This is a genomic window from Streptomyces sp. NPDC100445 (assembly GCF_044759735.1).
Lineage (GTDB): Bacteria > Actinomycetota > Actinomycetes > Streptomycetales > Streptomycetaceae > Streptomyces.
In genome coordinates this window covers 37,201-50,063 of the sequence record NZ_JBIVZV010000011.1, presented here as the reverse complement: position 1 = coordinate 50,063, position 12,863 = coordinate 37,201, and the positions used below count along the sequence as shown (strand labels likewise).

The following is a 12,863-nucleotide window of genomic DNA, read 5'->3' as shown; positions in this document are numbered from 1 at the left end:
TGCTCCGTCCTTCCGGCGCGGATCGCCGGTCGCGCCGCAAGCACCTTCACCCGCGGGGGCGTCCCAGGTCAACGCCGTACCGGAGGGTGGTCACCTAACACGGTCCGCCAGGAGGTCCACCAGCCGTGCCAGTTCCCCGGCGGGGCCGGTGGCCAGCGGGCCGTCGGCGAGCAGCCGTCGTGCGGTGGCCGTGTGGGCGCGGGCCTCGGCCAGGGCCGCCGCCCGGCCGCCCGCGGCCTCGACCAGCGCGGCGGCCTCCTCGGCCCGCCCGGGGCGGTCCAGCAGCGCGGGCAGCCGCCGGGCCGCCGGGGAAGCGAGCGCGGCCAGTACCGGAAAGGTCTTCTTGCGCTCCCGCAAGTCTGCGCCGACCGGCTTGCCGGTGACGGCCGGATCGCCCCAGATGCCCAGCACGTCGTCGACCAGCTGGAAGGCGACCCCGAGGTGCCGCCCGGCCCGGTCCAGGGCGCCGACCGTGGCACCGGGCGCCCCGGCGAGCGCGGCGCCCAGCGCGGCGGCACAGCCCAGCAGCGCGCCGGTCTTGCCCTCCGCCATCGCCCGGTACTCCGCCACCGTGACCCGTTCGGGCCCGGTCCACGGCCGGGTGGCGAACAGCAGGTCGTCGGCCTGCCCGCGCACCAGGTCGGCGAGGGCCGAGGACAGCAGCCGTACCGCCCCGGGGCCCTCGGGAGCCGCGGCGAGGACGTCCACGGCCAGCGCGAACAGCGCGTCCCCGGCCAGTACGGCCGGACCCGTGCCGTACGCCCGCCACACGGTGGGGCGGCCACGCCGCACCGCGTCCCCGTCCATGACGTCGTCGTGCAACAGCGAGAAGGCGTGCACCAGCTCCACGGCGACCGCCGCCGGCACCCCGGCCCGCCCGTCGGCGCCGGCGGCCTCGGCGCCCAGCACGGCCAGCGCCTGCCGCACGCCCTTGCCGCCGTCGGCGTCGGCGGGCGCCCCGCCCACGTCGCACCAGCCGAAGGAGTACGCCGCCATCTCGGCCACCCACGGGTGCAGCCGCCCCACCGCCCGCTCCAGCGCGGGCCGTACGAGGTCCCGGCAGCGCGTCAGGGTGAGGTGGGCCGGGTCCTGCACCCGCGAACCGAGCGCCGTCACCGGGCGGCCTCCGCCTCGACGCCGAACTCCCGCTGGGCCCGGGCCACCATCTCCCGGGCGTGCCGCAGCCCGCTGCGCTCCAGCGTGCGGGCCAGGGAGGCGAGTTCGGCGGCCGTCTCGGCGCGGTCGCGGCCGAGGCGGGCGAGGGACTTGGCGAGGCCGAGCCGGGACAGCGCCTCGCCGCGCGGCTCGCTCATCGTGCGGAACTCGGTGAGCGCCAGCTGATAGCGGTCCCGGGCCTCGGCGTACCGCCCGGCGCGGTAGTGGACGTTGCCCTGCATCTTGTGGTTGTAGGCGAGCGCGCTGGACAGGTTCATCTCGCGGCACGTGGCCTCCGCCTCGGCCAGCAGCTCCAAGGCGCGCTCGGTGGCGCCGTCGCGCACGGAGAGGACGTCCGCGAGTCCGCGCAGCGCCCAGGCGTACCCGCGCCGGTCCTCGGCCCGGCCGGCTATCTCGGCGGCCTCTTCGAACAAGGCGTACGCCCGGTCGAAGTCGCCGGTGTTGCGGTGCATCTGGGCGATGCCCTCCAGCGCCCACACCGTGTGCCGGGCCTCTCCCCGCTTGCGGGCCTCGGCCAGCAGCTGTTCGTGCAGCCGGCCGACCGCCGCGTAGTCGCCCTGGATGCGGCCGGTCTCCGCGAGCCCGGCCAGCGAGTAGCCGCGTACGACGACGTCCCCGCCGCGCTCGCCGAGGTCGGCGGCGAGCTTCAGCAGCCGCCAGGCGAGTGGGAACGCCCCGCGCTGGCGGGCCAGGGTGCCGCCGCTCCACAGCGCCCACGCCATCGCCGCGGTGTCGCCGGCCTCCCGGGCGGTGCGGTAACTCGCCTTCCAGGCCCGGTCGGCGTCCCGTACGTGGCCGAGCCTGCGGTGGGCCTCGGCGACGGCGAGCCCGCAGCGCGCCGCCTCGCCGGGCAGTCCGGCCCGCTCGGCCTCGCGCAGCCGCTCGGTGGCCTCGGCCAGCACGTCGACCAGCGAGGAGTTCACGGACAGGGTGGTCAGGGCGCCCTGGTACTCCGGGGCGAAAGCCTTGCCGTACATGCGTACCCTTCTATGCACGGAGTGTATACACGGCGTGCATAGCCTCTCGGAAAAATGCCCCGGCCCGAGGGCCGGGGCTCGGTCTGTTGTCGATCAAGACGCCGGTACGGCGCCACCGGTTGCCCGGCGGCGCGGCTCACTTGTGAAGGTTCAGTGCTGCTGGGCCTTCTGGGGCGTCAGCTCGCTCGGCCGGACCACCACGTACCCCTCGCCCTGGAGCATCAGCTGCACGGCCTCGCCGGAACCGCCGCGCAGCATCGAGCCGATGGACTGCGAACGGTGCAGCGAGGTCTGGAGGTGCGCGGTCCAGCCCACCACCGCGTCCGTGTCGACGTAGACCGGCGCCTGGGCCGTCACGGGTATCACCAGCGGGTTGCCGTCGCAGACCAGACCGAGCCGGCCCTGCCCGCTGAAGACGCTGTTGAACAGGCCGCCGCCGGCGATGCCCGACCCCTTCACCGTCCTGATCTCGTACGACAACGAGGCGTCGAAACAGAGCACGTTGCGGCCGTTGACCGTGAACTGGTCACCGGCCTCGACCTCGACGACGAAACAGTTCTGCGCCTCGTGCGCGAACCAGGCCTCGCCCTGGCCGCGCACCGCCATGAGGGGCAGTCCCTCGCCGGTGACCGCCCGCTTGAGCATGCCGCCGACGCCCTGCCCCTTGCGCTCGAACCGCAGGTCGCCGCGGTAGGCGATCATCGCGCCCTGCCGGGCGTGCATCTCACCGTTCACCGCGTACCCGAGGCACTTGGCGTTCTCTACGTACATCCCCGGCTCCACGGCCGGCTGCACCACGTGCTGACTGGAGAAAAGATCACCCTTCATGCGGGGCATGGTGTCCCGGACGGCGGTGTTCCGCCAAGATCACGGACAGTACCGGTTCGGCCACGCCGGGGCGGTCACGGCTTCGCCGCCCCCGTCCTGCCGCAGAACGCCGCGTCCAGGGCGCCCGCCAGCGCGTCGAGCACCTTGCCGTTGTTCGAGGTGTTGGCCATCGCGGTGAGGCTGCGCCCGCCGTCCTTCGTGGCGAACGCGTACGTGTAGTAACCCTGTACGACCCCCGTGTGCCCGTACACCGACACCCCGCAGGACAGCTCGCGCCGCCGCAGTCCGAGCCCGTACGCCGTCCTGGCGTCGACCCGGGTGAACCGCTCCATCTCGGCGAGCCGCGCGGCGGACATCAGCCGGCCGCCCAGCAGCGCGCCGTAGAACGTGTCGAGGTCCCGCGCGCTGGAGATGACCGCCCCCGCGCTCTGCGCCCAGGACACCGTCTGGGCGGTCGAGTCGACCGGCGCGGCACCCGCCGTGTCCTGGGTCAGGTAGCCGCGGGCGTACCGTCCCGGGATCGTGGTGCGCGGATGCACGTAGAACGTGTCGGTCAGCCCCAGCGGGCCGATGACGCGGTCCTGGTACGCCGTCGCCACGGACCGCCCCGTGAGCTTCTCGATGAGCAGGCCGGCGACGACGAAGTTGGTGTTGGAGTACGAGTAGGCGGCGCCCGGCGCGTTGGTGCGGGGCTTCTTGAGGGAGAGGGCGACCAGCTCGCGGTAGGTGAAGACCTTGTTCCGCACCGCCTCGAAGCCGGAGACGCTGTGCGCGAACATGTCGTTGGTGTAGTCGTACAGCCCGCTGCGGTGGCTCAGCACCTGACGGACCGTGATGCGGTCGTCGGGCAGCAGCCTCGGCAGGTACCGGTTGACCGGCGCGTCGAGCGAGAGCCGGTGCTCGTCCACGAGCTGGAGCAGCACGACGGCCGAGAACGTCTTGGTGACGCTGCCGATCCGGAACCGGTCCTCGGTGCTGACGGCCCGCCCGGTGGCCCGGTCGGCGACCCCGTGCGTGACCCGGTACGTCCGCCCGTGGTCGTCGATCCTGGCCAGCGCGCCCGGCGCTCCCCGGTCCACCGCCGACCGCAGCACCGCGGCCAGTCCGGCCGTGTCCGGCGCCGGGAGCGCCGCCGGCGCGGGGGTGCCGCGCTCCCCGGCCACGGCCTGGACCGGAACCGCGAGGAGGGACAGCGCGACCGCCCCGAGAACCGCTCCCCGTCCCACCGCTGCTGAGACCATCCGGTACCCACTCCCTAGGTTCGGTCGCCGATGCGATATCGGTCACATTCCGCCCTGGGAACCTAGGGGATCGAGGCAACGTCTCCCCGGTCGACACACAGTTGCGTGGTCCAGTGATCACTCTATGGCGCCCATTTGCAAAGGATTGCCATAGAAGTTCGCGAAATCGATCATTCCGGCTTTACGTGCACATGACTGATCGGACAGGGTAACCCTCCGGGGGCGCCAGAGCCCCCATGGCGTCATATCGCGCCATTTCTCAAGGCGGTTGGTGTCCCCGACCGCCTTCGAACGAAGGAACCCTGATCAGATTGCGTAGAGCGCACATACGCTCCGGGGCGATCGCCATCGCGGTGGCGACCGCCGCCACGGGCCTGGCCGGTACGGCCTTCGCGGGTCCCTCCGTGGAGCGGACCGCCGCCTCCACCGCCTCCGACGCCACCGCGGTGGTGCGGGCGGCGCGCACCGCGGCCTTCACGCACGCCTCGGCGACCGGTGTCTCCAAGGGCGACGTACTGCACGCCCAGGACGTCATGATCGACCCCGAGGGTGCCCGGCACGTCCGCTTCGTCCGCACGCACGGCGACCTCCCGGTCCTCGGTGGCGACCTGATCGTCCACCTCGACCACAAGCTCGGCTACACCGGCGTGACCCGCGCGGCCGACCACACCGTCGAGCCGGCCGCCAAGGCCCGGCTGACCCCGGCCCAGGCCGTCGCCAAGGCCGCCGAGGCCGCCAAGGGCGACGCGCGCGGCGCCCAGCTCGTGGTGGACGCCCGGGGCGGCGCCTCCGCGCTCGCCTACCAGGTCACCGTCGCCACGGACGACAACACCCACACGGTCGTCGTGGACGCGGTCAGCGGCAAGGTGCGCAGCAACACGCCCGTCCGGGACGAGTTCCTGTCGCCGAAGCTGGTCGACACCCTGCGCCGGCGCGGCGAGACCGCCGACCCGGCCACCGGCGCCGGCTCCGCCTCCGGCGCCTCCGGCCTCCTCGGCTCGGGCGCCTCCGGCGTCACGCACTACCCGTCGGCCGCCAAGGGCACCGGCAAGACGCTGTTCGTGGGCACCGTCGGTCTGACCACCACGCAGACCTCGCGCGGCCACTTCCAGCTCAAGGACCCGAACCGGTACGGCACCGAGACGCGGGACGCCAAGGGCTCGGAGACGGAGAAGTTCAGCGCCGGCACCAAGTTCACCAACACGACCGACGTGTGGGGCAACGGCAGGACCACCAGCCGGGTCAGCGCCGCCGCGGACGCCCAGTTCGGCATCACCAAGACGCTGGACTTCTACAAGTCCACGTTCGGCCGCAAGGGCATCGCCAACAACAGCAAGCCCGCCCAGGCGATGGTCCACTGGGGCAAGAAGGTCGCCAACGCCTTCTGGGACCCGGACTGCAACTGCATGCTGTACGGCGACGGCGACGGCGACGTGTTCAAGAAGCCGCTCGTCGTCCTCGACGTCACCGGTCACGAGCTGACCCACGGCGTGGTCGAGGCGACCGCCAACCTCCAGCCGACCTTCGTCGACACGCTGGGCAACCAGTACGGCGAGCCCGGCTCGCTGAACGAGTCGCTCGCGGACATCTTCGGCTCGAACGTCGAGTTCTACGCCAAGAACGCCAAGGACACGCCGGACTACCTCATCGGCGAGAAGCTGGGCCTCGCCCAGAAGTTCCTGCGCCGCTTGGACCACCCGTCGCTCGACAAGCTCGAGGGCACGATCGACTACTGGAAGCCGGAGGTGTACGGCACCGAGGTGCACGCCGGTTCGGGTGTCTCCTCGCACGCCTACTACCTCCTCGCCGAGGGCAGCGGCAAGAAGACGATCGGCGGCGTCGCCTACAACTCGCCGACGTACCACAACGTCACGGTCAAGGGGATCGGCCGCACCAAGGCGACCGCCATCTACTACCGGGCGCTCACCCGCTACATGGTCTCCGACACCGACTTCCACCAGGCGCGCCTCGCGACGCTGAAGGCGGCCAAGGACCTGTACGGCGCGAACAGCACCGAGTACAAGACGGTGGACAAGTCGTGGTCGGCGGTCAACGTCACCGCGGCCAACACGCCGGCCGCCCGCCACTGACGGACGGCAGCGACACCGTAGGACCGGATGCCCCGCCCCGCGCGGGGCATCCGTGCGTCCGGCCGCGCCGGTGGGCAGGTGCCCGCCGGGCCGGTCGGCGGTGGGGGAGAAGTCGTCGCCGGTGGTGGGCGGGGCCGTCGACGGCTACCGCTGTTCCCGCTCGGTCCGGGTGAGCGCGTACTCGGCCTCACCGTGTGCGGAGCCCTCGATGGCCTCCGGCCACTCCCCGGTGAAGTTCCGGACGAAGGACAGTCCCGACTTCTCCATGACGCGGCGGGAACGGGTGTTGCCGGCCATCGTGTTGGCCGTGACCCGTTCGACCTCCAGGTCCGTGAACCCCTTGTGGATCAGGGCCCGGGACCCCTCGGCGGCATGACCGTGCCCCCACGCCGCCCGGTTCAAGCGGTAGCCGAGCTCGACGACGGCGGGGCTGTGCTCGTCCGTCGGCCGGAACTCGAACTGTCCAGGGCGAGCAGGAGGCCGGTGTCCGCCGGCGTGAACGCGCGCAGGACGAGCCGGCCGGTCTCCAGGAAGTGGGTCGTGCCGCGATCCTCACCACGTGCCGGCCGGGCCCGCCACCGGGTTTTCCGGCCGACGCCCGCCGGTGGTGTCCACGCCGTGCGAGCCGCGGATCGCTGGACGAAGTGCGGTGCCGAGACGATCGACCGCTAGGACCGCTCCGGGACAGGCCACCTGATGGCCACCGCCTTCGACGGCGGTGCCGGTTCCGGGGCGCACGCCGGGATCCGGCGGCGCGCGGCGGTCAGCGCCGCCTCGACGTCCCGAGTACCGGTCGACACGCACAAGGTGTAGGCGACGTCCTCCATACGCTGGCGCACCCGAGTGCTGTCCGCGTCGGCCGCGTGCAGGACCGAAAGGGCTTCGTACTCTTCGACGAGGTCGCGCAGCAGAGCGGGGTGAGCCATCAACATGGGAGTTCTCCTTCCGCGGCACGGCGGACGGCCGGCGAGCGGCGGGGCTCAGTACCCGATTGTCCCTCCGTTGTCCCCCCTCCGCCACACGACCGGCCCTTGGCCGCGGTGCTGCCGGGTCGCCTCGCGGCCCGGTTCCCGCTGCGCCAATGGGGGCGGTTCGTGCCCACCGCAGTACGGCGCGCGGCTGCGGTGGCATGGAAAGGAGAGCCGGCTCCCGAGTCGAACCCCGGGACAGCCGAGCGTGGTGCGGACCGATCGAAAGGCGAGATCTTGGACTCCAACGTTCAGCCGGCGCAGCTGTCCGGGAGACGTGTTCTGGTCACCGGCGCGGCGCGCGGCCTCGGCGCGTCCATCGCCCGCTGCCTCGCGCAGGCCGGAGGGAGCGTGTGCCTGAGCGACGTACGCCGGGAACAGGGCGAGAAGCTCTGCGCCGCCCTGACCGTGGAAGGTCACGACGTACGCTTCGTCGAGTTGGACGTCCGCGACGCGGATGCGGTCGCCACCGTGATCGAGGAGCTCGAGCAGGGCGGGTGGCCCTTGGACATCCTGGTCAACAACGCCGCCGTCGACGTCACGAAGGCCATCGAGCACCTGACCGCCGACGAGGTCACCCATGTGGTCACCACGAACCTGCTGGGCCCGATGTACCTGTGCCTGGCCGTCTACCGGCGCATGGTCGCGCGCGGCGGGGGACACATCGTCAACATCCTGTCCACGGCGTCCAATCGGACCTGGACCGAGGCCGGCCCGTACGCCGCCAGCAAGACGGGGCTGCGGGCCTTCACCCACACCCTCTTCCAGGAGGCCCAGCGGGACTGCCCCGGCATCGGCATCACGGGGGTCGTCGCCGGCGGTATGGAGACGCCCTTCATCACGGAGCGCTTCCCCGACGCGGACACCTCCAAGCTCCAGCACCCTGACGTGGTGGCCGGCGCGGTCCTGAGCGCCCTGTCCGTACCGGCCACCAGCTCCATGGCCGAGGTGGTCGTCGTACCCCGCAACGAGCCGTCCTGGCCCTGACCACCGCACCGGGCGTGGACCACCTACGGTGACGTGTCGGCGGCCTCGTTCCTCGAGTCCGACCGCGGGACCGTGGTCCCGCGCGGCTGGAGATCGCGGCCGGCGAGTACGCCTGCACCACGCAGGACCTCGCCGACCTCGTCGAAGCTCCCGCCGTGGACTGCCTCCAGGCCGATGTCACCCGGTGCGGCGGCATCACCGGTGTCCTGGAGGCGGCGGGCCCGGCCGCGGCCCGGCACCTGGATCCCGAGCCCTACCGCGTGTACGGGACACCGACCGCCTGACCGGGCTCGCGTCCGAGGGGGGCGCCGGGGAGCGGGGTCAGTAACGCAAGGCGGAGCCGACGTCCGCCTTCACCCCGTTGGTCAGCTTGCGGTGGCTGGCGGCCGTGGCGTTGCCGGAGGCGCCGGCGGCCACCTTGTCGAGGGTCACCACCGTCACGTCCAGCAGGTTGCCGTTCTTGTCCGTGAAGTTGATCTGGACCGCGAAGGACTTGGCGGAGTTCGCGGTGTTCTTCGCGGTCACCTTGACCATGGCCTTGCCGTCACCGCCCGTGGTGACGGTACCGAGCGTCACATCGTCCTTGGCCTTCACCCCGCCCTTGGCCTCGTCGAGTCTGCGCTTGGCCTCCGCCGATGCCGACGCCAGCGCGTCGCCTCCCCGGGAGGAGAGGGAAGCCGCGGCGGAAGAGGCCGCCGAGGCCGCCTTGCTGGCGGCGCCGGACGAAGTCCCGGAGCTGTCGGAGCAGCCGGCTGCCGCGACCGCGACGACCGAGGCCAGTACCGCGCCCACCGCACCCCGTGCCCAGTAGTGGTCTGCCATGCCGCGCCTCCCATGATCACGCTACGAAGTGTCCCTCCCAGTGAAGGGGGCGCGGCCGCGTACCGCACGCGGGGTAGGACACCCGGCCCGCACAGGCACCCGAACGGCCGCCGATCGCGCCTCCCGGGCCCGAAGCAGTACCGGCGCGGCGCGGCCTTGGGCCGGCCGCAGGACCACAACGCCGGGTGGCCCCGTCCGGCGGAGTCCGCGCAACACTGGGAACCAGGGCCGATGGGCCCTGTTCCCTGGACCTCGGCAGCGGAATGATCGCAAGGAGACCCGAACACGCGACGAGGAGCGACCGATGGCGGAGCGCGAGCAGGCCGGGCCCGACGATCCGATCCGGGTCTTCCTCCTCGACGATCACGAGGTGGTCCGGCGGGGGGCGCACGACCTGCTGGACGACGAGCCGGACATCACGGTGGTCGGCGAGGCGGCCACCGTCGAGCAGGCCCTGGTCCGCGTCCCCGCGCTCCGTCCCGACGTGGCGGTCCTGGACGTCCGGCTGCCGGACGGCGACGGTGTGACCGTGTGCCGGGAGCTGCGGTCCAGCATGCCGGAGCTGGCGTGCCTGATGCTGACGTCGTTCGACGACGAGGAGGCCCTGCTCGACTCGATCATGGCGGGCGCGTCCGGGTACGTCCTCAAGCAGATCCAGGGATCGGACCTCGTCACGGCCGTGCGCACGGTCGCCCGGGGGCAGTCGCTGCTGGACCCGAGCGCCACCACCCGGCTCATGGCCAGGCTGCGGGGCGGGCAGCAGCGGGAGGTCGAGCCGGAGGCGCTGCCCGGACTGACCGAGCGGGAGCGGGAGATCCTGGCCCTCATCGGCGATGGCCTCACCAACCGGCAGATCGGCCGGCGGCTGTACCTGGCCGAGAAGACGGTGAAGAACCACATCTCCCGTCTGCTCGCCAAACTCGGCGTCGAACGACGTGTCCAGGCCGCCGTCATCGCCACCCAGGCCCAGGACCGCCTCCGCGCCCAGGGCCGCTGAGGACCGCACACAAGCCGCAGCAGGGGAGCCTCACGGGTCACGCGCCCGTGAGCGGGTGCCCGGTGACCATCTCCGCCTCGATCCGCACGAATGTGCCCGCCCGTCCGGGCATCCAGGAGTCGGGCCCGCGCTCCCGGAGGCGAGCGCGCTCGGCGGCGTCCGTCACCACCGTGGCCCGGCCGGTGACGACGACACTCCAGCCGGACCGGGTGACGGCGTCGAACTCGTCCGCCTCGAAAGCGACCACCGTACCGTCGACCGCGCGGACCAGGCCCGAGGCGCCGGCAGTCCGCAGCACCACGGAGGAATCCGCGTCCAGGCAGCAGCCGACCGGGAGCACGGCCGGCAGGGCCCGCTCGGTGTGGACGACGCGGCCGACCGGCGCCTCGCCCAGCAGGCGCAGGCAGTCCTGCCGGTCGAGTGGGTGGAGATCGCCGTCGTGAAGCACGGGGCCACCCTCCGCCGCGCCGCTTCCGGACGACAGGGCCGATCGGCCCTGTGGGGCACGACGGACCGGACCGTCCCCGTCACGTTCCCGCGGAGACGTGACGGTCCGGCCGGGCGGGCGGCGCATTGTCGGCCGTCCCGGCATCCGTCCCCACCGACGCCCGCGGGCATCCCGTACTGTCCTGTCGTCCGGCCCGTTCTACCGTGAGAGACGGGGCGGGGCGGGTCCAGCAGGGCAGGGGGGGCGGGAGGAACCGGTGGGAAGCTCCGAGAGCGCCGACGCGGCGCGGGTCGTGCGACTGCCGCAGCTGCGGCTGGACGAGCTGCTGGCGGAGCTGGAGGCACGCCTGGACGCGGCCCGCCGCACCCAGGACAGGGTGCACAGCCTGCTGGAGGCGGTGCTCTCCGTCGGCCGGGAACTGGAGCTGGAGCAGGCGCTGCGCGGCATCGTGGAGGCCGCGGCCGTCCTGGTCGACGCCGAGTACGCGGCGCTCGGCGTGATCGGCTCCGGCGGCGAGCGCCTCTCGGCGTTCATCACCCACGGGATCGGCGAGGCGGAGACCGCCCGCATCGGCCCGTACCCGCAGGGCCACGGCATCCTCGGTGAACTGATCCGCCACCCCGAGCCGCTGCGGCTGGCGAAGCTCTCCGCGCACGCGGCCTCGTACGGCTTCCCGCCCGGCCATCCACCGATGAACAGTTTCCTCGGCGTGCCGATCCGGGTGCGCGGTCAGGTCTTCGGCAACCTCTACCTGACCGAGAAGCGCGGCGGACGGCAGTTCGACGAGGACGACGAGTCGTTGCTGTCCACGTTGGCCGTGGCGGCGGGCGTGGCGATCGACAACGCCCGTCTGTACGAGGAGTCGAAGCTGCGGGAGCGCTGGCTGATGGCGAGCGCGGAGATCAGTACCGGTCTGATGTCGGGCGCGGGCCAGCACGAGGTGCTGGGGCTGATCGCGGAGCGGGCGCGGGACATCACCGGCTCGGCGCTCGCCGCCGTGGCGACCCCGGTGAGGAACACCGCCACCCTCGCGGTGGAGCTGGCCATCGGCCGGCAGGAGGACGCGCACCGCGGACTCGTCCTGCCGGTCGAGGGCACCCTGACCGGGCAGGCCTTCGCGCTCGGCGCACCCGTCAGCAGCCCGGACGTCTCGCACGACGACCGGATCACCGCGGGCCCCCCGAGGTTCGCCGGCCTGGGCCCGGCCATCGCCGTGCCGATCGGCCGGGAGGACCGCGTGCGCGGTGTGGTCCTGCTCGCCCGGGACACGGGCGCGAGTGCCTTCTCCGAGCGGGAGACGGACCTGCTGAAGGGCTTCGCCGCACAGGCCGCCGTCGCGATGGAACTCGCCGAGCGCCGCCGGGACGCTGAACAGATCGCGCTGCTGGAGGACCGCGACCGGATCGCCCGGGACCTGCACGACCTGGCCATCCAACGGCTGTTCGCCACGGGTATGACCTTGCAGAGCGCGGGCCGCTTCATCCAGCACCCGCAGGCCTCGGACCGGGTGCGGCGGGCCGTCGACGACCTCGATCGGACCATCAAGATCATCCGGTCGACGATCTTCGGCCTCCGTACGCACGACGACGGTTCCGCCCCCGGCCTCAGGGCCCGTGCGGTACGCGTGGCCGGCGAGGCGGCACCGCTGCTGGGCTTCACGCCCAGTGTCCGCATGGAGGGCCTGCTCGACACCCACGTGCCGCAGGAGACCGCCGACCACGTCGTGGCCGTCCTGTCCGAGTCCCTGACCAACGTCGCCCGCCACGCCCACGCCGACCGCGCCGACGTCGTGCTGGAGACCGACGGCCACCAGGTGCGGCTGACGGTCACCGACAACGGCGTCGGCATCCCACCCGAAGGGCGTCGCAGCGGACTGCGCAACATGACCGAACGAGCGCGCGACCTCGGCGGCGACATGGAGATCGACCGCGCCGAGGGCGGAGGAGCCAAGCTGGTCTGGCACGCACCCCTGAAAGAGCCGACGGCCCCCTCGCGGAACTAGTCGGGCATGCCGCGACCACTCACTCCCGTTCCCCTGCCTGGCCGCACAGGGCCGTTCGGGCCTTCGCGGGGGACCTGCGGGCCCTGCTCCGTGCCGGCCGTGGCAGGAAGGCTGGAGGTGATCCCGACAGCTGGAGGTGGACACCATGTCCCGCACCGTCACCGTGGGCCTCGACGGCTCCCCGGAGAGCAGGGCCGCCGCCGAGTGGGCGGCCCGCGAGGCGGCCCTGCGTGAGGTGCCGTTGCGGCTGGTGTACGTGAGGGAACCGGCCCCGGCGTGGACGGCGCAGGTCCCGCCGCCGGACGCGGAGCAGGGCACCGCGGTCGG

At 72.7% G+C, this 12,863-nt stretch carries 11 protein-coding genes and 3 pseudogenes; 6 read left to right on the top strand and 8 right to left on the bottom strand.

Going from position 1 to position 12,863, the window contains the following annotated elements; translation table 11 throughout:
* Positions 1-90: 90 nt before the first annotated feature.
* The 4 genes from ACIQVT_RS24690 to ACIQVT_RS24675 all read right to left on the bottom strand — a co-directional run bounded on the left by ACIQVT_RS24690 (position 91) and on the right by ACIQVT_RS24675 (position 4,222).
* Positions 91-1,116, bottom strand: coding sequence for a polyprenyl synthetase family protein (locus ACIQVT_RS24690; protein WP_403757912.1), 1,026 nt, complete (start codon positions 1,114-1,116; stop codon positions 91-93).
* Positions 1,113-2,153 (bottom strand): tetratricopeptide repeat protein, encoded by a 1,041-nt coding sequence (locus ACIQVT_RS24685; protein ID WP_403757909.1) that lies wholly within the window; start codon positions 2,151-2,153, stop codon positions 1,113-1,115. Before ACIQVT_RS24685 ends, ACIQVT_RS24690 begins: the two co-directional genes overlap by 4 nt.
* A gap of 150 nt (positions 2,154-2,303) precedes the next feature.
* Positions 2,304-2,981, bottom strand: coding sequence for an AIM24 family protein (locus ACIQVT_RS24680; protein WP_403757906.1), 678 nt, complete (start codon positions 2,979-2,981; stop codon positions 2,304-2,306).
* A gap of 74 nt (positions 2,982-3,055) precedes the next feature.
* Complete coding sequence (locus ACIQVT_RS24675) at positions 3,056-4,222, bottom strand: serine hydrolase domain-containing protein (protein WP_403757903.1); 1,167 nt, start codon at positions 4,220-4,222, stop codon at positions 3,056-3,058.
* 311 nt (positions 4,223-4,533) lie between these two features.
* On the opposite strand from ACIQVT_RS24675, the gene ACIQVT_RS24670 reads away from it, so the two are divergent.
* Complete coding sequence (locus ACIQVT_RS24670; protein ID WP_403757900.1) at positions 4,534-6,312, top strand: M4 family metallopeptidase; 1,779 nt, start codon at positions 4,534-4,536, stop codon at positions 6,310-6,312.
* A 144-nt stretch (positions 6,313-6,456) separates the two neighbouring features.
* Here ACIQVT_RS24670 and ACIQVT_RS24665 read toward each other — a convergent pair.
* Positions 6,457-6,777 (bottom strand): annotated as a pseudogene (locus tag ACIQVT_RS24665) (GNAT family N-acetyltransferase); the annotation flags it as partial.
* Between the two features lie 203 nt (positions 6,778-6,980).
* A complete protein-coding gene (locus ACIQVT_RS24660) occupies positions 6,981-7,244 on the bottom strand; it encodes a DUF5133 domain-containing protein (protein WP_403757897.1) in 264 nt (87 codons plus the stop codon).
* 273 nt (positions 7,245-7,517) lie between these two features.
* Between ACIQVT_RS24660 and ACIQVT_RS24655 the strand changes: the two genes are divergently transcribed.
* Together ACIQVT_RS24655 and ACIQVT_RS24650 are read left to right on the top strand one after the other, a co-directional pair.
* Complete coding sequence (locus ACIQVT_RS24655; RefSeq protein WP_403757894.1) at positions 7,518-8,267, top strand: SDR family oxidoreductase; 750 nt, start codon at positions 7,518-7,520, stop codon at positions 8,265-8,267.
* Between the two features lie 65 nt (positions 8,268-8,332).
* A pseudogene (locus tag ACIQVT_RS24650) lies at positions 8,333-8,512 on the top strand (enolase C-terminal domain-like protein); the annotation flags it as partial.
* Positions 8,513-8,588: 76 nt separating this feature from the next.
* Here ACIQVT_RS24650 and ACIQVT_RS24645 read toward each other — a convergent pair.
* Positions 8,589-9,089 (bottom strand): hypothetical protein, encoded by a 501-nt coding sequence (locus ACIQVT_RS24645; protein ID WP_403757891.1) that lies wholly within the window; start codon positions 9,087-9,089, stop codon positions 8,589-8,591.
* A gap of 304 nt (positions 9,090-9,393) precedes the next feature.
* Between ACIQVT_RS24645 and ACIQVT_RS24640 the strand changes: the two genes are divergently transcribed.
* Positions 9,394-10,086 (top strand): response regulator, encoded by a 693-nt coding sequence (locus ACIQVT_RS24640; RefSeq protein WP_403757888.1) that lies wholly within the window; start codon positions 9,394-9,396, stop codon positions 10,084-10,086.
* A 37-nt stretch (positions 10,087-10,123) separates the two neighbouring features.
* Here the strand turns inward: ACIQVT_RS24640 and ACIQVT_RS24635 are convergent, their stop codons facing one another.
* On the bottom strand, positions 10,124-10,534 hold the full coding sequence (locus ACIQVT_RS24635) for a pyridoxamine 5'-phosphate oxidase family protein (RefSeq protein WP_403757885.1): 411 nt from the start codon (positions 10,532-10,534) through the stop codon (positions 10,124-10,126).
* 256 nt (positions 10,535-10,790) lie between these two features.
* Here ACIQVT_RS24635 and ACIQVT_RS24630 point away from each other — a divergent pair, with 256 nt between their 5' ends.
* Together ACIQVT_RS24630 and ACIQVT_RS24625 are read left to right on the top strand one after the other, a co-directional pair.
* The gene (locus ACIQVT_RS24630; RefSeq protein WP_403757882.1) at positions 10,791-12,536 is read left to right on the top strand and encodes a GAF domain-containing protein; all 1,746 of its coding nucleotides are present in this window, start codon (positions 10,791-10,793) and stop codon (positions 12,534-12,536) included.
* Between the two features lie 145 nt (positions 12,537-12,681).
* Positions 12,682-12,831 (top strand): annotated as a pseudogene (locus ACIQVT_RS24625) (universal stress protein); the annotation flags it as partial.
* Between the last annotated feature and the right edge of the window lie 32 nt (positions 12,832-12,863).

Excerpts from the sequence above, each read along its gene's own strand:
- ACIQVT_RS24660 (WP_403757897.1), bottom strand. The coding sequence starts at position 7,244 with ATGTTGATGGCTCACCCCGCTCTGCTGCGCGACCTCGTCGAAGAGTAC.
- ACIQVT_RS24685 (WP_403757909.1), bottom strand. The coding sequence starts at position 2,153 with ATGTACGGCAAGGCTTTCGCCCCGGAGTACCAGGGCGCCCTGACCACC.
- ACIQVT_RS24640 (WP_403757888.1), top strand. The coding sequence starts at position 9,394 with ATGGCGGAGCGCGAGCAGGCCGGGCCCGACGATCCGATCCGGGTCTTC.
- ACIQVT_RS24675 (WP_403757903.1), bottom strand. The coding sequence starts at position 4,222 with ATGGTCTCAGCAGCGGTGGGACGGGGAGCGGTTCTCGGGGCGGTCGCG.
- ACIQVT_RS24645 (WP_403757891.1), bottom strand. The coding sequence starts at position 9,089 with ATGGCAGACCACTACTGGGCACGGGGTGCGGTGGGCGCGGTACTGGCC.
- ACIQVT_RS24680 (WP_403757906.1), bottom strand. The coding sequence starts at position 2,981 with ATGAAGGGTGATCTTTTCTCCAGTCAGCACGTGGTGCAGCCGGCCGTG.